Origin of the sequence: Alteribacillus sp. HJP-4, assembly GCF_042139015.1 — a bacterium.
In the GTDB taxonomy this organism is placed as follows: domain Bacteria; phylum Bacillota; class Bacilli; order Bacillales; family Marinococcaceae; genus JBHIKY01.
On sequence record NZ_JBHIKY010000016.1, the window covers coordinates 63,538 to 83,587 of the forward strand.

Annotated in this window: 19 protein-coding genes and 2 pseudogenes; 5 read left to right on the forward strand and 16 right to left on the reverse strand. The window is 37.5% G+C overall.

Annotation, left to right across the window (positions count from 1 at the left end):
* Positions 1-31: 31 nt before the first annotated feature.
* The 4 genes from ACE4RR_RS14780 to ACE4RR_RS14795 form a co-directional block, all read right to left on the reverse strand.
* Entirely contained in the window at positions 32-835 is an 804-nt protein-coding gene (locus ACE4RR_RS14780; protein WP_375536223.1) for a TrmB family transcriptional regulator, read from the reverse strand.
* A 211-nt stretch (positions 836-1,046) separates the two neighbouring features.
* A complete protein-coding gene (locus tag ACE4RR_RS14785; protein ID WP_375536198.1) occupies positions 1,047-2,330 on the reverse strand; it encodes a metal ABC transporter solute-binding protein, Zn/Mn family in 1,284 nt (427 codons plus the stop codon).
* 104 nt (positions 2,331-2,434) lie between these two features.
* Positions 2,435-2,845, reverse strand: a complete 411-nt coding sequence (locus ACE4RR_RS14790; protein ID WP_375536199.1) for a Fur family transcriptional regulator — start codon at positions 2,843-2,845, stop codon at positions 2,435-2,437.
* A 24-nt stretch (positions 2,846-2,869) separates the two neighbouring features.
* Positions 2,870-3,142: a GTP-binding protein gene (locus ACE4RR_RS14795; RefSeq protein WP_375536200.1), complete on the reverse strand. Its 273-nt coding sequence runs from the start codon at positions 3,140-3,142 to the stop codon at positions 2,870-2,872.
* A gap of 169 nt (positions 3,143-3,311) precedes the next feature.
* Between ACE4RR_RS14795 and ACE4RR_RS14800 the strand changes: the two genes are divergently transcribed.
* Positions 3,312-3,452 (forward strand): GTP-binding protein, encoded by a 141-nt coding sequence (locus ACE4RR_RS14800; protein WP_375536201.1) that lies wholly within the window; start codon positions 3,312-3,314, stop codon positions 3,450-3,452.
* On the opposite strand, the pseudogene ACE4RR_RS14805 reads toward ACE4RR_RS14800, so the two are convergent.
* Both ACE4RR_RS14805 and sufU read right to left on the reverse strand, forming a co-directional pair.
* A pseudogene (locus tag ACE4RR_RS14805) lies at positions 3,408-3,813 on the reverse strand (CobW family GTP-binding protein). The gene ACE4RR_RS14800 and the pseudogene ACE4RR_RS14805 overlap by 45 nt on opposite strands.
* Positions 3,810-4,274 (reverse strand): Fe-S cluster assembly sulfur transfer protein SufU, encoded by a 465-nt coding sequence (gene sufU / locus ACE4RR_RS14810; protein ID WP_375536202.1) that lies wholly within the window; start codon positions 4,272-4,274, stop codon positions 3,810-3,812. The pseudogene ACE4RR_RS14805 and the gene sufU overlap by 4 nt, the downstream one beginning before the upstream one ends.
* 200 nt (positions 4,275-4,474) lie before the next feature.
* On the opposite strand from sufU, the gene folE2 reads away from it, so the two are divergent.
* Positions 4,475-5,386, forward strand: a complete 912-nt coding sequence (gene folE2 / locus ACE4RR_RS14815) for a GTP cyclohydrolase FolE2 (protein WP_375536203.1) — start codon at positions 4,475-4,477, stop codon at positions 5,384-5,386.
* 456 nt (positions 5,387-5,842) lie between these two features.
* On the opposite strand, the gene ACE4RR_RS14820 is transcribed toward folE2, so the two are convergent.
* From ACE4RR_RS14820 to ACE4RR_RS14850, 7 genes are all read right to left on the reverse strand, one after another.
* Positions 5,843-7,537 (reverse strand): nucleoside recognition domain-containing protein, encoded by a 1,695-nt coding sequence (locus ACE4RR_RS14820; protein WP_375536204.1) that lies wholly within the window; start codon positions 7,535-7,537, stop codon positions 5,843-5,845.
* Positions 7,503-8,621, reverse strand: coding sequence for an NAD(P)/FAD-dependent oxidoreductase (locus ACE4RR_RS14825; protein ID WP_375536205.1), 1,119 nt, complete (start codon positions 8,619-8,621; stop codon positions 7,503-7,505). Before ACE4RR_RS14825 ends, ACE4RR_RS14820 begins: the two co-directional genes overlap by 35 nt.
* Positions 8,622-8,829: 208 nt before the next feature.
* Positions 8,830-9,099, reverse strand: a complete 270-nt coding sequence (gene rpsN / locus ACE4RR_RS14830) for a 30S ribosomal protein S14 (protein ID WP_375536206.1) — start codon at positions 9,097-9,099, stop codon at positions 8,830-8,832.
* Positions 9,100-9,125: 26 nt separating this feature from the next.
* A complete protein-coding gene (locus ACE4RR_RS14835; protein ID WP_375536207.1) occupies positions 9,126-10,310 on the reverse strand; it encodes a GTP-binding protein in 1,185 nt (394 codons plus the stop codon).
* Positions 10,311-10,461: 151 nt separating this feature from the next.
* Positions 10,462-10,974, reverse strand: coding sequence for a MogA/MoaB family molybdenum cofactor biosynthesis protein (locus ACE4RR_RS14840; RefSeq protein ID WP_375536208.1), 513 nt, complete (start codon positions 10,972-10,974; stop codon positions 10,462-10,464).
* Between the two features lie 45 nt (positions 10,975-11,019).
* On the reverse strand, positions 11,020-11,205 hold the full coding sequence (locus ACE4RR_RS14845; RefSeq protein ID WP_375536209.1) for a hypothetical protein: 186 nt from the start codon (positions 11,203-11,205) through the stop codon (positions 11,020-11,022).
* Positions 11,206-12,448: 1,243 nt separating this feature from the next.
* Entirely contained in the window at positions 12,449-13,234 is a 786-nt protein-coding gene (locus ACE4RR_RS14850) for a helix-turn-helix transcriptional regulator (protein WP_375536210.1), read from the reverse strand.
* A 215-nt stretch (positions 13,235-13,449) separates the two neighbouring features.
* On the opposite strand from ACE4RR_RS14850, the gene ACE4RR_RS14855 reads away from it, so the two are divergent.
* Positions 13,450-14,415 carry an aldo/keto reductase gene (locus ACE4RR_RS14855; protein ID WP_375536211.1) on the forward strand — a complete coding sequence of 322 codons (966 nt, stop codon included), beginning with the start codon at positions 13,450-13,452 and terminating at the stop codon, positions 14,413-14,415.
* A gap of 375 nt (positions 14,416-14,790) precedes the next feature.
* Here ACE4RR_RS14855 and ACE4RR_RS14860 read toward each other — a convergent pair whose 3' ends face one another.
* From ACE4RR_RS14860 to ACE4RR_RS14870, 3 genes are all read right to left on the reverse strand, one after another.
* Positions 14,791-16,152 (reverse strand): transposase, encoded by a 1,362-nt coding sequence (locus tag ACE4RR_RS14860; RefSeq protein WP_375536212.1) that lies wholly within the window; start codon positions 16,150-16,152, stop codon positions 14,791-14,793.
* 630 nt (positions 16,153-16,782) lie between these two features.
* Entirely contained in the window at positions 16,783-17,064 is a 282-nt protein-coding gene (locus ACE4RR_RS14865) for a BsuBI/PstI family type II restriction endonuclease (RefSeq protein ID WP_375536213.1), read from the reverse strand.
* Between the two features lie 579 nt (positions 17,065-17,643).
* Positions 17,644-17,745 (reverse strand): hypothetical protein, encoded by a 102-nt coding sequence (locus tag ACE4RR_RS14870; RefSeq protein ID WP_375536214.1) that lies wholly within the window; start codon positions 17,743-17,745, stop codon positions 17,644-17,646.
* A gap of 518 nt (positions 17,746-18,263) precedes the next feature.
* Here ACE4RR_RS14870 and ACE4RR_RS14875 point away from each other — a divergent pair.
* Both ACE4RR_RS14875 and ACE4RR_RS14880 read left to right on the forward strand, forming a co-directional pair.
* Positions 18,264-19,061 (forward strand): class I SAM-dependent methyltransferase, encoded by a 798-nt coding sequence (locus ACE4RR_RS14875; protein WP_375536215.1) that lies wholly within the window; start codon positions 18,264-18,266, stop codon positions 19,059-19,061.
* A 34-nt stretch (positions 19,062-19,095) separates the two neighbouring features.
* Positions 19,096-19,777 (forward strand): annotated as a pseudogene (locus ACE4RR_RS14880) (HAD family hydrolase).
* Positions 19,778-20,050: the final 273 nt, after the last annotated feature.

Here is a 20,050-nt window from a genome sequence, read left to right on the forward strand (position 1 = left end):
TATAGTAATTTAGCTTCTCTACATATTTCACTTAAAAATCGCTAATAAGGTCTTTTAAGTCATGACCGTAATATTCTGTCATTACTTCATTAAAATCGTTCAGGATTCGATTGACGTATATATCGTGCCTTATATAATTTCGAGTTGTAGAAATCATCACTGGATGACTTGATACCACTAAGTGAGGAGGGTAGTTTTCGGTATCGAAAAATATTGCCTTTTTATTATCAATAACAATTGAAAATTCTCCTCTGTGAAGTTCAAGTGCTTTTTCTTCGTTTATGTGAGTAAATCCGGCCCACGGTACATCAAGTTCATCTTCATCAAAAGTTAAAGTTACAATGGTAGCCTCACGATTGTGGGCTTTTATAAGTAAATCATTTACTTCATTAAATTCCTTCCTCCAGCAGCTTAATATTATTTCACTTTGACTTTCTGAAATAGCGGAACGTATAGTTTCTATCGATGACATATATCCTTGGACAACAAGAAACTCTGACTGACCCGTGTCTTTCTGAGATGAAATTTCAGGTAATAATTGGTTTAAATATTGAAAGTTATTCATAAAGGAATCTTTCTTAGTCTTTAATAAATCCTCATAAGGAAGAGGGGTATAACGAATTTGATTTTTCTTATTTCCTCCAGAAACAGTAAATACGAGCCCACGATCTCTCATTTTACGTAATGATTCATAAACCTTCGGGCTGGGCACTCCCGATAAATTTGCGATTGCATTCCCGTTTGATGGATTATTACGCAATAGTGAAACGTATATTTTTGCTTCATATTCTGTTAAACCAAGATCTTTTAAAGCGCTTACAACTTCACTTTTAATGACTTTTCACTCCATTTGTAGATACATTTATTTATAAAAAAAATACTACTAAGGTAGTAAATAATCAAGGCTATTTCCAAAGTTATATGATTGGAAAAACATAATTCTTCTTTTATCCCATTTCATTATTGCCTCTGTTAAAGTGAAAAGTCGCCTTCAAAATTATTTTGAAGGCGACTTTTCCTAATAATTCTTCTTTTTTTTTATAGCGTCATTCCTCCTTCAGGGCGACTTCCAAATTCTCAAGGTTTTCCTCCATTAAAGAAAAATAATCCTCGTCACTATCATCTTTCGTTACCGATTCTAAATTGTGAATAGTTAATGCTTCTGCCCCTGTTTCATTCTTAACCGTTTCTGCTACTTTTGTGGAAATGTTTTGCTCGAACATAATTTTATTTAAATTGTTTTCTTCCGTTAACTCAATAATATTCAGAAGCTGGCGCTGGGAAGGCTCGTCACTGGGAGAAATACCAGTAATACCTATCTGTTCAATTCCATATCTATGGTTCCAATAACCATATCCGGAGTGTGAAACTAAAAATTCATGTTTATCCGCTTCTTCCGAAAGAGCAGTAAAGCGACTATCTAATTCTTCCAGCTTTTCTTTCACTTCTTCAAAATTTGCTTCAAATTCTTCTTCGTGTTCTGGCCTCAAAGTCGAGAATTCTTCTGTCAGTTTTTCCGCACCCTGAAGTGCAAGTAATGGATCGAGCCATACATGAGGGTCTTCTCCCCCGTGATCATCAATAACAATTTCCTGTGGAGAAGATTGGAGATACGCTTCCTGATTATCATCCATCAAAACTGCTTTGATTTCCTGACCATTTACTTCTGCTTCACCTTCAAATTTATTATCTTCTATATGAGGAACTATTTCCCATTTACCATCTTCATAATCGCGTGTATACCACTGCCAATTGTCATAATTCACATCTTCATCCAGTTCAGCTGTTAAAATTATATTGTCTCCCGTATGGTAATGTTCAGCTATTCCCTGAATTTCCACCTCGTTGGGAGCATCATGATTAATATTTTTTACATGGTTATCATTATCTCCTTCCTCGTTATCATTATCGTGTTCCTCTTCGTCGGGGCCGCCGTGCTCTTGGACATAGCCTTGCAGTGTCATTCCTTCGGTTAGTTCAATGGACTGCACTCCTTCTGCTTCCGATGTTTCTTGAATCGCTTCTGCAAATGCGTCCATTCCGGCCCCATTATAAATAAACGCATCTCCTTCCGCCACATCAATTACTGTCTGTGGAGTCGGTTCATAATTATGAGCATCCGTACCTGGAGGTACAATATTTTCTACCTCTGCATATTCTCCCCCGATTTCAGAAGCAAGGGATTCCCAGGCAAACAAGGTTGTATATACCTGCAACGGCTCCTCCTTTTCATTGGAAACATCTCCTTCTTCATTTTCCCGATCTTCCGCGCAGGCTGCCATCAACAACACTATTGACAAACTAGCTGAAATTAGCAATGATTTCTTCATATGAAATCTCCTTCTTTAATACTTCCATTCGATTTATTCATTTATTATTTTATCGTAATTGTTACGATCTGAGAAATAGATTTATTCTGGGATTCAGGGTAGATTTATGGCTTGCATTCATCACAATATCCATATAACTCAAATTTATGATGTGTAATAGTAAATCCGGCAGCTGTAGGAGAGACTACTTCCATTGGACACATGTCTATTTCTTTCACTGTTCCACAATCGGTACAAATAATATGATGATAATGCTCTTCCGAACATTTATAGCGATAATGTTTTTCTGCTTTTAATTCAGTGGATTCTAATATATTCAATTTTTCAAACACTTTTATGTTCCTGTATATCGTATCTATGCTTAAACCAGGATAATCCTTCATCATAAATTGATGAAGATGTTTAGCCGAAAGATAACGATTATCTTCAGAAAATATTTCCAGAATTTTTTCTCGCTTCCCTGTGAATTTATATCCTTTTTCTTTTAAAATATCTAAAGCAGCAGTTATATTCATGGAATCTCTCCCCTGCTCTTCTTACTAATTAGATATCTTTTCTTCCACACATTCCGCAAACTGTGCCTCAAACTTTTTTTGAGGCACATCTTTTCCAATAACAACTATTTCACTGATTCTTCGTTCATTGTCCTGCCACTTGCTATCTACAGTGGAAGCAAACATTCTATGGATACCTTGAAAAATCACTTTTCTATCTGTTCCTTGTATGTTCAATATACCTTTATACCGATACATGTACGTTCCGTAATCTCCTATCCAATGGTTCATTAATTTTTCAAATTTCTCTAGATTCAAGGGATGATTTGCTCTTAATACACACGATGTCACATGATCATCGTGTGTGTGATCATGAGGATCGTCTGTCAAAAAATCTGGATCGATTTCTAATTTTTTATTTAAATCAAATGCATCGACAGATAAAAAATGTTCAAGATCAAGCTGCGCGTTTTCTGTTTTTCAACAATTGGCTCAAGCTCATGAAGCTCAGGAACAGATTGCTTTTGCGGACATAATACTGTTGAACAAAATCGACAATGTAAGCAGTGAAGAAGTACAAGCATTAGAAAAAAGAATTCGGTCGATTAGCATGTTTCGCATCGACTAATGTAATCACTGAATCCACTTGATAAAACATGGAGATTTCTTCATCTACAAAAAATGATTGGATTACCGGCGCTGGTTCTGCTAATCCCGTAGTTTCTATGACTACACGGTCAAAATCTACTTTTTTATCCTTGGACCCATACTTTGCTTCTATAAGGTCCGATAACACACGGATTAAATTCCCGCGTACCGTGCAGACCATTGTTCATTTCAAAAATTTCTTCTTCTGCTCCAACTACTAATTGGTTATCAATGCCCACTTCACCAAACTCATTTACGATAACCGCTATTCTTTCTCCATGGTCAGAAGTAAGAAGATGATTTAGTAAAGTCGTTTTCCCTGCTCCTAGAAATCCTGTCAAATACTTTTTACTACTTCTTTTCGTTTTCTATACGCCTCCCCATCATCCAAAATCTTATCTAACGCTTGCCAAGCCATTAACGCACAATTATGACGCGCCCTTAATTTGTGTACTCCTTCTAACGCTAATGCATCTCCAAGATCTATATTATCGACAGGCTTTTCTCCATGACGAATAAGTTGTTCAAATGAATCTCGATAAGTAGAAATCGTCTCAACATCTCTATTTTTAATTAGTTCAGTCATCATGGAGGAGGAAGCCATGCTAATGCTGCATCCTTCACCTTCAAAAGAGACATCTTGAACTATTTCATTTTCGATACGAAGATACAATGTAATAACATCACCACATGTAGGATTTTTATAATGGACTTTCTGGACATTCTCACCATCCAACATACCGTTATTTTTTCGATATTTGTCATGGGATATCACTAAGTTACGATATAAGTCCTGAAGCATAAAAAATTCTCCCCTTCACTTCTTTGAAATATTTCTATTCATAAATCGTAACAATTACTATTTAACATCAATTGTAATTCATATATTTCTTTCGGTCAAACAACTATGGAAGCTGATTATCTTTTCAAATCGTAATTATTACGATATAATACATGAAAATGTTATGAATAATCGATGAAACTAGAAAAAGGAGACAAATCATGGCCCCACACTCGAAAAAATTATTGCCCAACAAAGAAGAAAGACACAAATGGTTTGGTTCCGTCCCTCCTATCAAAGGAGATAAACCAACAGAAAAAGAAAACATGCGCGACTTACAAAATCAACCAAATGACTTTATATTTCCGATAGAAAAAGTTGGTATCAGCAACGTTCGCCATCCAGTCCATGTTGTATCGGAACTGGACCCCGTCCGTCAAACAACGATTGCTCAGTTCAAATTAACAACCAGCCTCGTCCAAACATCCAAAGGAATAAATATGAGCAGATTGACAGAGCTTTTACAGGAATATCATGAAAAAAACTGGATATTGGACCTTTCTTCATTTACTCAGTTCAGCAGAGAACTGTCTAAAAGAATGGAACAGGAGCGTGCAGAGGTAGAAGTAAGCTTTCCTTGGTTTTTTGAGCGGAAAGGTCCTTCCGCAGGAATTAGCGGCTTGATGTATGCAGATATGTGGATGAAATCAACTTATCAGGAGAAAGCAAATAAACATAGTTCTTCCATTGGAATTACTGCGGCGGTTACTACCTTATGCCCGTGCTCCAAAGAAATCAGCGAATACTCGGCACATAACCAACGAGGCATTGTCACTATAAAAGCCGACTTATATGAAGATGTTGAACTTGATTGGAAAAAAGAACTGTTAGAAGCTGCTGAAACGAATGCCAGTGCTTGTATACATCCGATTCTTAAACGACCAGACGAGAAAATGGTGACCGAACAAGCTTATGAGAATCCACGTTTTGTAGAAGATTTGTGCCGATTAATTTCGGCCGATTTATACGAAATGGACTTCATCCGTTCCTTTCAAGTGGAATGCAGGAATGAGGAATCCATCCATTTGCATGATGCGGTTGCCACACTTTCCTTTTCCAAAGAAAATGATTAATGTATTTCAGATATAAAAAAATTCATGATTTTTATGGGAAAAGTTTATTCCTTTGTCCATTTTGTGATGGGTGGGAACTTAAAGATCAGCCACTCGTTGTTATTTCTGAACATGAACATTCATTCCACGGCATTAAAATGATCTCGAATTGGAGTACTGATTTGATCAGAAATTCTTTCAGCTGAGGAAAAAGAGATACTAACAAAAAAGAAAATTCAAGTCGTAGAAGATGAGATTTTTCGATTACATGGAGAAAACGGTAAATTAAAGAAAATTCAATTTACAACTGGAAAATAAATCCATAGAGAAATAGGTTTCGTTTCATTCTATCCGCAGCAGGCCGCTCCTTTCGCAAAGAATCTAGGTTGTGAGATGAACGGGATGGGGGGAATCAAAGTAGATGATTATCCCATTTTCCTTCCCGTTTATTGCAAGTATAAAGTACTTGCCAATCAGTCACCATCCGAAAAACCGTATGATGAGCAGCAGCAAAGCAGCGGAAATAATGGATGTAACCATTTGTTTCACAAAAATATGGACAGCCGCTTTCTTTTTAAGCTCTTTAGCAATCGCCCATATCGTGACAAGGCAGGCTGATAGTGTAGAAGCCAAATAAACAAGAAGGAAAACCGTAGCTGTGGAGAGCTCTGTTAATAAAGCTCCATTTCCTTCGTTAAATAAGAGAATACCGTCTTTTCGAATCATCGAAAAAACAAGCCCGCTTCCCGCCTCCCCCGGAAGACCAAACAACTGTAAAACTGGAGCCACCAAAGAAGTAAACAGGGATAAGACATGGACATAATCCAGAAGCGATGCAATAACACAAATGAGTAAAAAAATAGGCATCGCCTGCATAATAAATTGTTTCAATACAGAAATTACACGGTACTTCACTCCAGAAAAGGTTGGCCATTGCAGAAATGACTGCCTGTTTGCAAAATAATTTGCCCATTTTGACTCTATCACAGGGTACCAGACACGATTATGAATAGCTCCGACGAAAGTAAGCACCAGTAAATATGGAAGAAACATCCATGGCATGCCGGCGACGGAGAATACCGAAATTGTCGCACCGATTTGATAGCTGCAGGCAGAGCCAAATGAGATTAGGGACACACACTGAGTTCTTGTGCTTACACTGCATCCCCTTGTTTGATGCACTGCTACAACATTACAGCCAAAACCAGTTAAATAAGGAACAAGATCCTGCCCGTTTAATCCTATTCTCTTCATTGCAGGATCCAGCGAATCAACAATTCGATCTTTTAAACCGCTGTCATCCGTTAACGCATTCGCAATCGCAATAAATACAACAACAGGAAAAGCCCACACGAACGAATACATTCCAAGAGTTAAGATACCATAATCACTTGCTATGATAGCTTCCAGCCACCCAGGTAATGACCTCGCAAGAGATTCAACTGGTGCAATGACCCAATTTTCCACATGCCCTTCTGCCCAGCCCGAGAAGAAATAAGCAATCATCACCGGCAAGGCAAATAAAAGAATAGAGAGAAGTACAGAAAAAAAGGGAGCCAGGAATTGATTTCTCCAAATATAGGTTTTTGGCTCCACAATAGGATGCTCTATTCGCAATAATTTGTCCCAGGCATCTTTTTCTCCCTCTTTGCTGTATCGAAGGGACTCGAGAACTTTATTCTGGTTTTTAGAAGCTCGGTTTCTTGCATCCACAAAAACAAGAGGCCAATCATTTTTTTCCGTTTTTTTCTGCAGACTTTGTAAAAAGGATTCTTCCATCTTATCTTTGAACGTGACTAATACTCCCATTTTCTTTTCTCTATTCGGTACAAGGGGAAGCAATTCACGTAATTCAGTAGTAAAATGAGTGCCACGGACCACAAATAAAACATGGGTGGCACGCTTTATCTCCTGTTGCACTGCTTGGAAAGTAATAGTATCTTTCAATCGGATTCCCGGTGTATCCACAAATACCTGGGAGGCATATCTCTCTTCTTTGACAAAAATGGTAGAACCTTTTACATTCGTTTCCTTCCCTGGAGAACCATTGGTTAATAAAGCAAAAGCACTTGTTTTCCCAACGGATTCAAGGCCAACCATTAAAACTCGAGGTTCAATATCCTGTTGTGATGCTTCACTAACACTCACAACTGACCTCGCAGCACGTGACATCTTCAACCACCATTTGGTTGGTCATATAATCTTCAAAGACCCCTTCATCCATTTCCATGCCCCATTTGTTAAATAAATGATTCACCACCACTGCAAAACGAGCGCGAAATTTATAGATAAAACAGAATACAGCCGATTCATGTTGGACACTTGGACCGGTCAAATAAAGCCCTTCTGTAATCGTTGATTCATCTGCTTCTTCTGTAACATAAGGCTTCCCATTCGGCTGCCATTCGAACAGAGATTTAATCTGGGTGGCACCGGAATGAAATCCAGTTGCCAGAATAGGAGGAAAAGAAGTTTCAATATGTTCCCCGTTATCAAGCTTTACGGTATATCCAGATCTCTCCTCTTTAATTCGTTCTGCAAGCCGCTGTTCTTTAAAGGTAACCCTCCCGGTTAAAACAGCTTTTTGCATCCGTTCAAACGTATATGGAGAAAGTGTCTTGCTTGGATCTGCTTCCACATCTTTCGCAGAACTGTCCAACACAACGGTGACTTCATTTCCAGCAAGAGCCAAATGGTATGCTGCGTCCATACCGCTTTCTCCTCCACCGATCACTACATATTTTCCTTTTTCTAATTCATCATAAGAAGTAATTTCTCCTACGTGCACTCCATGTTCATCTCCGTGGATTCTTCCTGTATTTGCAAATTGAAATTCTCCAGTTGCCCATACTACCGCTTCCGAAGTCCAAGTATCTGTTGGTGTTTCCAGCTTAAATTGGCCATTTTCTTTTGTTACTGTCTCTACCGCTGTTTCTGTTTGAACATTTATCTTAAAATGGTCTACCAGCAGGGCTAAAAAATCAGCATACTCGTCCCCGCTTAAATGTTCTTTTCGGAACGTATATGCTGGAGAAGTTCCAGGAGTTAACGCATTTAAATCAAGAGCTCCAAAACCCTGCCCTGTAAAAGAAGGAGTGATAAATCTCATTTCTTTTGGCCATTGGCGAAACGAAGCGCCAATTTCATCTCTTTCCAAAATGATATAGTCATGGAAGTTTAATTTTTCTAATAATATGCCAATGCCTGTTCCAGCGGCTCCTGCTCCTACTATAATAAGCTTCTTATGCCGTTTCATGATCATCCTCCAATAAAAAATTTGATCTCACTAATTTTTGTAATACTATACTTCAAAGCTATTTAACGTTCGTCAGAATGAATATTTAAGGAGAGAGCAGAATGCAAATGCTCTCTCCTTGTCAATTAGTGTGCAATCTCTGCCAAAATAACCCTAAACAATATAATTATCCTCAAATCGTTTCAGTTGGTGAAACGATGACAATTATTTACCAGCTTGATTTTTTCACTCCTGGTAATTGACCTTTATGTGCCAACTCCCTGAAAGTGATACGTGACATTTCAAACTTTCGCATGTACCCTCTTGGCCTGCCTGAAATCTCACAACGGTTGTGTAAACGCGTAGGAGAAGAGTCCCTCGGCAATTTTCTCAAAGCCTCGTAATCTCCTTTTTCTTTTAATTCCTTTCGAATCGTCGCATATTTATTAACTATTTCTTGTCGTTTTTTCTCTTTGACCACTTTTGCTTTTTTAGCCATTAATATTCCTCCAGTCAATTATTAAATCACTCGGATCCTGTTAATGAATTACTTTTGTTGTTTTTATTCCAAAAATTCAACTCTTCCGGTTGAAGAAGACAGCGATCAAGTGACTTCTCCAGCTCTTCCTTATTAAGGCTGAAACCAATAAAAACAAGTTCTGTTTTTCTATCCCCATGCTCATAAGATTTTAATTCTTTCTGCAAGTCTGGATCGTTTCTGGTCATTTCCATTTTTTCTGCGGCTGGCAGAGAAGCAACCCAATAAGTGATGGCTTCCAGCGTAATGGAAGAACCGGCTTGAGATAACATAAAAGCCATGGTGTTATGAGTCGATAGCCATGCGATTCCCTTGGCTCGAGCAATTTCCTTTGGGTATTTAGCAAACCATTTTTTTAATCGTTCGGTATCAAAGGGGGTTCTTCTTCGATAAACAAACGAGTTGATACCGTATTCTTCTGTTTCAGGAGTGTGTCCCTCTGTTTGTAATTCTTTTAACCAGCCTGCGGATTCACTTGCTTTTTCATAGAGAAAGAGCCCGGTTCCTAACACTTGCTGGAGTGGGACTTTACCGTAATTTGTTTCAACCAACTGAGCATCTGGTTGAAGCTTTTTTAAGAAAGCTTTTAAATTTTCTCTTTCTTTTTGCGGCACTTTATCGATTTTGTTAAGGATCAGTACATCGCAAAATTCTACCTGGTCAATGAGTAAATCCACTACTTCGCGTTCATCCTCATCTTCCACTTGTTGTTTTCGATCAAATAAGGTTTCGCCGGAGGAAAAATCTTTCCAAAAGCGCTCAGCATCCACGACTGTTGCCATTGTATCCAATTCACAATATTGAGTGAGATCTATATTAAATTCCTCATCTACATAACTAAATGTTTGAGCGACAGGAATAGGTTCACTCACTCCGGAAGATTCAATCAATATATAATCAATATTTCCTTGTTTAGCTAAGCGTTCAACTTCTATCAATAAATCCTCCCGCAGCGTACAACAAATGCATCCGTTAGTCATTTCTACCATTTTTTCTTTTGTTCGACTGAACCCGCTGTTAGCGATTAAATCAGCATCGACATTAATCTCACTCATATCGTTTACAATCACGGCAACGTTAAGACCTTCTCGGTTGCTCAAGATATGATTTAACACGGTGGTCTTTCCAGCCCCAAGATACCCACTTAAAACAGTAACAGGTATTTTTCTCATAATATCTTCTCCTCTTGAAAAAACAGTAAATTGGATAACTTTTAAAACAAATGCACTTTTTTATTTCGTAATCATTACGATTTGACAATAAGAAGTATATCGTAATGATTATGATTTGTAAATTTATATACTAAAAATTATGATCTTTATTTTAAAGATCTTTTCGAATTTCACGAACAACGTGAGCTAATTCTGGTACTATTATCCGCTCCATAGCTAAACTTACAGCTCCAGAAGATCCAGGAACAGAAAATACAGCTTTGTGATGATAAACACCTGCTGCCGCGCGACTCAAGATAGATGCCGAACCTATATCTTCTACATAACTTAAATATCGAAACAATTCACCAAAGCCCGGCATTTCTTTTTCTAACAAATCACGTACAGCTTCAAAAGTTGTATCCCGAACGGCTATACCTGTTCCTCCATTTATAATGATTGCATCTATGACTTCATCATTACCTCCCTCTCTAATCAGATGTTGGATTTCTTCATATTCATCTTTTACCAAGTGATACCTCGTAATAGAGTAGCCAGCAGATTTCAAAGCAGTGCTCACGATTTTTCCACTTTTATCATTTTCTTTGGTGCGTGTATCAGACACAGTAATTACCATACAATTTAATGTATCTGGAGCTTCTTGACGATGCTTCGAAACAGACATAAAACAGCTCTCCCTTTCGAAATTAACGATTGCAGCAAGCAATCTTTACATTTTGCTGTTTCCCATTACATATATGGTGGCAAGGTGCTTCAAAAAATGATGGATACTTTCTTCGGTTTTATCCATGTCTTCAAGTATCTCTTTGATATCTTCCTGTTCCTCTGGAGAGGAGTCCAATATCTCTTGAATAATAAAGGCACTGTCTATTAAGTGCATTGTCTCGTTTACCATAAAACAGTAACGCATCTCACTTTTAACATGTTTTTCAAAAAAATGTTTGATATATACATCCATAATTTTAAAATGAGAGGTTTTATCAAAGAAATGAAACCTCCTTTTCTCCTTTCCATGTAATAATAAACAATAAATCGTAATTATTCCGATTTAATACTATCATGAAATCACATTTTTGTGAATGAGATATCTATTTCTCTGTTTTGATATTATTCTAAAATCAATTAACGTTCTTAATAAAGAATAATTCCGATTTGAAAGCAAAAGTACTACATTCCTATTACAAGAGAGAAAGGGGCTTCTATTGCTGTCTGGAATGACCTGGAACAAAAACTACCTATACATAGGGGGTTGCGGGAAACATTCATTTTGGGAGAAGAAAAGTTAACACAATCTACTTAAATAGAAATATTACACAGAAAAACATACACACTAAATCCGCAGTGATTGTAAATGAATATGTAGAAAAGTTAGGATTGATAACCAGTTAGTCATTAAAATACTCCGTATTCCCCATCGCTTAAAGATGTTAATAAAAACTGGCAGTTTTCGTGAAGTCAGTATAAGACTACCTACAATAATCGATGGAGAACATAAGTATAAATACCGTTTCGTGCTTTATGATTATAGCTTAGTTAATATATTCTAATAACAGAGGATAATTAAAAACTCCGCAAGAGTGTAAATATGACTCTTACGGAGTTTTTATTATTTGGGCAATGAGTGGCGAGGTATTAACAGTAACGGAAGTTATACATCATGCCGCCCATTCACTGTATTAACTAAATAATTAAAAATAAGATGTAAAAACCCCTATATACTCGGCTTTCCAACTTTACGATATTAGTATGAGATTAAATAAGATATCAGTATTAATAAAGAAAATCCAGTCGAAAGTAACATCTCAAATCGGCCCCAAAACGCCCTACAGCTTAGAAGGCTGTTGAAGTGCATATGATTAAACTTTATGAGGATGGTTGTAATAACAGCAAATTAACGTCTTTGGGGATTAAATCTGATGTAACCAAATAGAAATGGGGCAATAATAATGAAATCCTGCCCCATTTCTGCACCAAAGGAACATATTGTTAATTACTCGAGTTTCTTCATTATGTATTACCAATTGAAGGAGTATCGGGTATTCATGTAATGTAGTAAAAGCTTATACAACAATCGCCCCCGTTTGAGGAAGATAAAGGGTGAATTTAACCACACGTTAAAATTTGCTGTGGACAGTACTTTAAGTGACCGGAACATACATACACCAAAAAAGATCTTTGTTTCCATCCACGTGGGTAGCGGAATGAATGCGGAAATGATTGGTTTGGCCTTGCTCATCATTTATCGAAATGAAACTAACCTTCTTCTGCTCAATGTGATGCTGTTCCCATAGATTTTGAAACAACTTGCTTTGCTGTTTTAGATTTACAAGGAGTTGATTAAGAATGGGGTCCTCCGGAAAGCGGTCATAAATGCCCCGAAAGACTGCAACCGCATAGGTTGAAAACTCGTCCCAATTTTGAATACGATCCCGAATACTTCCCTCCAAAAATAGGAGTTGTAGTAAATAGCGTTCTTCGGAAGCACAAGAAGAAAACGGAATAAGCATTGTTTCGGCCCCTCGATTCCAAAAGATAACCTTGGAACGCTGATCTGTAATGAAGGATGGAAATGGTAAATCGTCGATTGTGGCTTGTAATGAATCATTATATTGTTCTTCATTCGGCAATGATAATGCTTCATTATACGCTAAATTGAAAAGATGTTCTTTCTCGTCAGGACTAAGCTGTAATGCCTGGCCAATATTCATTAAAACCTCCCGTGAAGGTTGAATGTCTTTTCCCTGTTCTAACCATGTATAATACGTCACACTAACGTGGCTAAGATAAGCAACCTCTTCCCGGCGCAGACCCGGAGTTCTTCGTCTTCCCGAGGTCATGTGAATACCGGCTTCTTCAGGCTGAACCCGTTCTCGCCTGGACTTTAAAAATTGGCCAAACACCTTAGAATGTACACTTTTTTGCATAATACTTGATTCATTCCTTTCCTTGCATTACCAGTATAGCTTTCATTTTGCTTAAGGTAAAATGATTTGGCCAACTTAACTGGTTGATACAGGTGTTTTAATATGGGCAATTTTTAAATCCTGTTAATAACATTAATAGTATAAACATGCAGTGGTTATAGCCAAGTTTATTCGTTAAGATAAAAGCATATCACGAATCAAAGGAGGACATTCTAATGATTAATAATCAAGACGTTCCAAAACGAAAGCTAGGGAACGAAGGGCTGGAAGTTTCCGCTATCGGACATGGTACCATGACCATGCCCGACAACCAATCTTCTGTTGATACAATTCGAGGAGCTTTGGATGATGGTGTCACTTTGTTTGACACCGCAGACCTTTACGGAAATGATGGTTATCTTCAGGCAAGGTTTGGAGATAATGAAAAGCTGTTGGGCAAGGCATTAAAGGGCAGGCGTGATGAAGCTGTGATCGCAACAAAATTTGGGATCACTCATAATCAAGGTTATAAGGGAGATCCGGCTTATGTTAAAAAGTCGGTTGACGCCAGCCTGTATAGTCTCGGAGTCGATTACATTGACTTGTACTATCAGCATCGCTACGATCCGAATATTCCTATTGAGGAGACTATGGGTGCTTTGGATGACCTAGTCAAACAAGGCAAAATTCGTTATGTTGGTCTTTCTGAGACTCCAGCTGAAATCATTCGACGCTCACATGCGGTACACCCGATAACCGCAGTGGAGACCGAATATTCTTTATGGAGTAGAGACGTGGAAGATGAAGTTTTGCCGCTTCTCAAAGAACTAGGGATTGGTCTCGTCCCATACAGTCCACTAGGGAGGGGATTCTTGACAGGTCAGATTAAAAAATTGGAGGATTTATCAGAAGATTACCCACAGGAGCATTATTCCCGTTTTCAAGGTGGAAATTTCACTAAAAATGTAGAATTAGCCTCCCGCATTGAAAAAATGGCTATGCAAAAAGGGTGTACGACTGCCCAGCTTGCATTGGCATGGCTGTTGGCACAGGGAGATCAAATCGTCCCAATTCCAGGAACCAAACGTTTGGAACGAGTCAAAGAAAACCTCGAGGCCACTCAAATTTCCCTTACAAATGAAGAGTTGGCAGAAATTGAACGTATATCACCGAAGGGAGCAGCCTCTGGGAGCCGGTTCTAGTTGAACTGATTTATTGTTTGAAATGTTTATATAAAATCAAAACAAAAAGGCTTAGGCTACTTCTGAAATGTAGCCTAAGCCTTTTTGCATACTTTTCCAAGAAAGCGCATGCCGTCCCTATTCCACAATATGGCCCGTTAATGGAATAATACTTAATTTTATTGTAACCATAAAAATCCCTTTGGACAACGCAAAATCCAAAGGGGTAAAACTTCGCATCTTTTTACAAACGTCGCGACATTATTTTAAAGCTACAATTAGAGACATTTTATCCTAAGAGGTTATTTTTATCAAAATTTATTATAAATTGAATCAATTTCATAAGTCACTCTTTTAAAAAAGTCAAAAGTTCCAGAATTTCTGTTTTTGTATTTTTTAAGCTGCGGTTTGTGCTTGTTTGGTTTTCAAACGAAAATTTGCTAATTTCATGCTGTTGTAAATCAAAGTCACCATATCAACGTGGGCTTTTGCTTTTTGACCTGTACGATGCCGAATATTATCTAATGGAAAGTGTTCTTTCAGGTATCCATTGACACGTTCTACAGAAGAACGCTGTTTGTAAAGGGTTTCCCAAGCTTTTGATCCCCGTGCGGGGGAAGAATACCGACGTAAATGGGTTTCGATTTTCATCTTAAAGACTTTTTGACATAGCGAATCATGTGCTAGAGGACAATCCTTACATTCTTTTGGTCTGGTATACTTTACCGTTTTGTATTTCGGATCAAAACTGTCGTAACGATAAGAATGTTCCCTCACACAAGTAGGGGCAAAATGTCGATCAAACCCTACGGGTTCTGGTTCCCTTCGTTTGTTGTATGCGATGAGAGAATATCTGTTCATTGCATGGATTTGTTTATAAACAGGTTCATAATCATAGCCCGCATCCATCATGGCATAAGACCACTTATGTCTGGGGAAAAGATGGTTTATCCCTTTAAGTAAAGGAATAGCTGCTTTTCCATCATTTAAATTTCCGGAAGACATCATAGAATGAAGAATCATTTGACTGTTGGTGTCTACAGCTAAATGAACTTTGTATCCAAACCACCATACATTTTGACTCTCGCTGTTTTTCTTCACACCCCAACGCGGAGTGAGAGGCATTTCCTTATGAAGGGTGTCATAAGGAACATCCAGCTGAGCTTCTATTCTTTTCTCATAAAGAGGAAGCGATTCCTCTTTCTCTCTTTTTTCTTTTAACCATTGGTTTCGTTCAGCTTTGGGCTTACGCCCACGCTTCTTTGGCTGTTGATTACGCTTTTCCGTTTTCTTTTTTGGAGCCTGATCCCTTGCTTCAATATGGGTGGCGTCAATGGCTACGTTGGTATCGTTGGTAATCGCACCTTCCGTTATAGCTGTAGTAACAATATCCTGATTTATGGTTTCAACGACCCCCGATTCACTGATCTTTGTGATCATTCGGGAATAAGATGCTTCCGAAGGAACAGGTTCAGAGATGAAAAATCCGCAGTCTCTCTTAAAACGCAAATCGGTTTGGAGACGTTTGATTAGATCCTTCATCGTTACAATGTTCTCCATCATTCGAGCCATCAAGGAATAAATCATTGCTGGATAATTACATTCTACCGGACGGCCAAATGACGTCTTTTTTCCCATCACACCAAGCAATGGAGCAATAGAAACCGAAGAAAATACAGAGGCAAAACGTTGGGTAGGTTCTAAATCGTATAATTCTTGCAGGTCAAATAGGCTCTCTTGTCGAAAATACGTAGACATAGGGAGTTTCCCTCCAATCTCTTTGAATGGTTTCGTCGCTTATTCTTTCGAGATTAGGGGAGGTACTCGCTTTTTTAGGTAGCTCTCTTCTCGCCTCTTTTTTCTCGTCATATATCATAAACTTACTTTCTTCATCTAACCTCTTTAAAAAAGATATAAAACCAATCTTGCTTCGTGAGTGTTCTCACGATCAATTCATTCTTCTCATAGGACATGAGGCATTTGCCCTCCTCATTGCAAAATCATTAAAAAATATAAATACTTCCCCTTCAAGGAAAAATTTCCCTTCTACTATAGAATATACAATAAGTGAGACTTTCTCAAGAGCACGTAATTACCACCTGTATATATATTCCAAACAATGATATAAATAAGAACTATTCCTAACTATACAATTTTCTACTATACTAATATTGAAAAGTGTATCTCACTTCAACCTTCAACTTGAGATGTAGTTTTGACACAGAACAGCCCATCCATAAAAGATGGGCTGTTGGTGTGCGGAAAAAATACTCCTAACTTATGCCTTATGGGCTGAACGGTCCTTAAAGACCTTGGATTGCTCCTATTCTAGGAGCCAGAAAATCGATCAGTTAAAAGAGAATATGGGTGTTGTAAAAGTAGAACTTTCTACAGAAGAATTATCTTCTTTAAATGAAAGTCTAAAGAAGCTATATCATCAGCATACTGTTTGAAAATCGACATATTAGGAAATGCCGTAACAAAGATTATCCCAGCTTTACTACGCTCCAACATTATCTCTAATTCAAATTTCCGTTTAGGAGAAATGGGTCCATGGGAAGTCACTGCTTCAATTAAATACACCCAGTCTTTTTTCGGTTCGTAAAGAACAACAATACTTGAAAGCGAGACATTTCTTTTAAAAATCCTTAATTTAGCTAGATAAACCAAAAATATAGAACATGCTCATTCTGAATAAACTATGTCTCTTATAGGCTTGTGAAGAGTATAAATAAACCCTTTCTCAGCCCCAAATACCTCACATATTTTCGACATATGATTGTTCATTTGCTGTTCTTCATACATATAAGCGTCTTTCTCAGCAGGTAAACTTATATACTCTTCCCAGTTTGCAGCAATATTAAGTATTTCTGGTTCGATCAGGTATATGATCCTTTAATAGCTTCTTAATGGTAGAAGTGCTGGGATGTTCCCCTACACTCGCCAAAATATTAGATACAACCTGGTTTACTTCCTCTTCACTCAGGTCCCTATTTTCATATAACCTTCTCAGTAAATCATTTTGCCAATCTGGAAGTGTAATTGACCATTTCCAAATTTCATCATGTAGTTCGATTTCAACCTCCCCCTTTTACCATTATCAATTGACTAGTATATATCCATTATATGGTTAAATTGATAATAGATAAAGTAACGTAAAGATACAACGCCAACTATAAAAACATCTCGAAACTGAGTCTTCCACATTGCTGCCCGTTTACGGAACAACCCCATTCACAAGAATCCAAATTAAATATCCTTCTTAAGCTCATCCTTAATAGAGTAAATCGTATTACGAGAAAGACCAGTCTTTCGATGAATGTTCATCACGGATTCTTTTTGATTAAGCAAACGAATGACTTCATGGTAAATGATTTTATCCTTCCCCTGGCTCCTGCGTGATATTTTTTCTTCCCACCTTTATAAGTACCTTTCTTTTTGTCAATTTCAATCCCTTCACGCTAGCGTTCTTTAATCATTTTCCTTTCAAATTCAGCCGTTGCGGAGAAGATGGAGACAATCAGGTCACTATATGGATGAAATTCTATAAGTTTTGTCTCATTTGACTTCACCCAATTGATACATTTTTTAAACCTTGTGTCACTTTTGGAGTTGTTTTGCACCTATTTTAAACGATATTTTGCACAATAAAGACTCGGAGGTGAAAGTTCACTACAGGCTTAGCAGTAGGAACTGATTACCAAAGGCATTGATTTGGAACCGAGGAAGCACACCACATAATAAAGTCTTGAGATATCATTGGTAGTACGAAATAGCAGTTTAGCATAAGAAGGAATAGCCAACTTTTTATAGAAATTTATTATTTAGGTAGTGAATTTTTTGAGCGGGAAAAGGAAGGTTGAGATTAGTTGAGAAGAGAAGAGAGCAAATATGATTTGATTGGAAAAACGTATAACCAAACAAGAAGACCAGATAAGAGAATAGTAAAAACTATATTGGAAAAATTAGACCTTGATCCCCCTGCAACTGTCGTAGAAGTTGGAGCAGGTACAGGGAATTATAGTTTTGAACTTGCTGAGAACGGTTTTAATGTTTTGGCCGTAGAGCCCTCAAAAGTAATGACAGATCAAACAACTGCACATCCAGATATAACATGGGTAAGTGGAGTGGCAGAAGATATTCCCCTTGGTGATGTTGTGGCAGATGCTGTGGTATGTATTCTAGCAACTCACCATTTTCAGGATTTAGAAAAATCTTTTTGTGAGATGAAACGAATATTAAAAGAAAATGGAAAGTTAGTCATATTCGTTGCAGACCCACGTTTGTGCGACAGAGATTGTTGGTTAGTTGATTACTTTTCGCCCATATTTGAAAAAGCATATAAAGTTTATAAGCCACTAAATGAGGTCTCGTATACTTTGAGCAAGGTTTTAAGTAACAAAGTTGAGATAGTACCTTTTCTTATACCTTTTGATATTGAAGATCAATTCTTTGTTTCAGCATGGAGAAAACCGGAGTTATATTTACAATCTACCTTTCGAGCTGGAGTGTCTCCCTTAGCAAATGCACCAACAGAACTTTTAAGCCCAATCTTAGAAAAATTAGAATTTGATTTGAAAATTGGACAGTGGGAAAAGAAATATGGTCATTACTTAGAACAGGATTTTTATGAAGGTGGTTATCGTTTTTTAGTATCATCAAAATAAAAACAATTTTTATGCTTCAAAATTGGAGGAAAAAATGATTTTCTTTGATATAGACGGTACCTTGCTTGACTATGATTATGCAGAACGGGAGGGAATTCTAGATTTTTTCCGTGCTCACACATCTTTTTTTTTCTTTTACTGAATATCAATCGATTGAGCTATGGAAACATTTATCTAGAGAATATTTTGATAAATTTCTAGCTAATGAGTTAGCATTCCAGGAACAAAAGAGATTACGGATGATTAATCTTTTTGAGATGGCTGAAATTGATTTAAGTGATCAAGAAGCTGATGAGAAGTTTGAAATGTATTCGTCCTTTTATCAGAAAAACTGGAAAGCTTATGAAGACGTCATAGATGCTTTAAATCAGCTAAAGCAAAGAGGTTATACATTAGGTGTGATTAGTAATGGTGAATATGAGCAACAGATAGAGAAACTGCAACATATGGGCATAGAGGAATACTTCAATTGTGTTATTACTTCTAGTGAAATAGGTGCAGCAAAGCCAGACAAGACTATCTTTGAGGAAGCCTGTGCTCGTGCAAATAGACAAGTTAAAGATTGTTACTATGTAGGGGATCGGTTAGATACAGACGCATTAGGGAGTAAAAAGGCTGGAATGAAAGGGATTTGGATAAATCGTAAAAACAAAACGTTACATCAAGATGTTGTTGTTATAAATAGCCTTAGTGAACTAGGAGCATTGGCAATATAAAAACAAACTTCTTCCACAATCGGGCGCGATTGCTTAATAAGATAATTACTTATGGACTGGACGGCTTTTGCCGTTCAGCCTTTTTCATTTCATTAGGGTCTACTCTATTGGCCAAAAAAGAACGAATTCCTAACTTCAGATATGCGTTGTAACTGCTAATCTAGAGTTAACACATTCTGCTCGATAGAATTGAACACTTTTTAATAACTATCCCTCCCCGATCATGTAAACTTACATGAGTATGCTAGTTTGTGATTGGGAGGGCATGAAGGG

Excerpts from the sequence above, each read along its gene's own strand:
- ACE4RR_RS14785 (WP_375536198.1), bottom strand. The coding sequence starts at position 2,330 with ATGAAGAAATCATTGCTAATTTCAGCTAGTTTGTCAATAGTGTTGTTG.
- ACE4RR_RS14835 (WP_375536207.1), bottom strand. The coding sequence starts at position 10,310 with ATGAGAAAAATACCTGTTACTGTTTTAAGTGGGTATCTTGGGGCTGGA.
- sufU (WP_375536202.1), bottom strand. The coding sequence starts at position 4,274 with ATGCTTCAGGACTTATATCGTAACTTAGTGATATCCCATGACAAATAT.
- ACE4RR_RS14845 (WP_375536209.1), bottom strand. The coding sequence starts at position 11,205 with ATGGTAAACGAGACAATGCACTTAATAGACAGTGCCTTTATTATTCAA.
- ACE4RR_RS14850 (WP_375536210.1), bottom strand. The coding sequence starts at position 13,234 with ATGCAAAAAAGTGTACATTCTAAGGTGTTTGGCCAATTTTTAAAGTCC.
- ACE4RR_RS14825 (WP_375536205.1), bottom strand. The coding sequence starts at position 8,621 with ATGAAACGGCATAAGAAGCTTATTATAGTAGGAGCAGGAGCCGCTGGA.
- ACE4RR_RS14840 (WP_375536208.1), bottom strand. The coding sequence starts at position 10,974 with ATGTCTGTTTCGAAGCATCGTCAAGAAGCTCCAGATACATTAAATTGT.
- ACE4RR_RS14790 (WP_375536199.1), bottom strand. The coding sequence starts at position 2,845 with ATGAATATAACTGCTGCTTTAGATATTTTAAAAGAAAAAGGATATAAA.
- ACE4RR_RS14860 (WP_375536212.1), bottom strand. The coding sequence starts at position 16,152 with ATGTCTACGTATTTTCGACAAGAGAGCCTATTTGACCTGCAAGAATTA.
- ACE4RR_RS14855 (WP_375536211.1), top strand. The coding sequence starts at position 13,450 with ATGATTAATAATCAAGACGTTCCAAAACGAAAGCTAGGGAACGAAGGG.
- folE2 (WP_375536203.1), top strand. The coding sequence starts at position 4,475 with ATGGCCCCACACTCGAAAAAATTATTGCCCAACAAAGAAGAAAGACAC.
- ACE4RR_RS14820 (WP_375536204.1), bottom strand. The coding sequence starts at position 7,537 with ATGTCACGTGCTGCGAGGTCAGTTGTGAGTGTTAGTGAAGCATCACAA.
- rpsN (WP_375536206.1), bottom strand. The coding sequence starts at position 9,099 with ATGGCTAAAAAAGCAAAAGTGGTCAAAGAGAAAAAACGACAAGAAATA.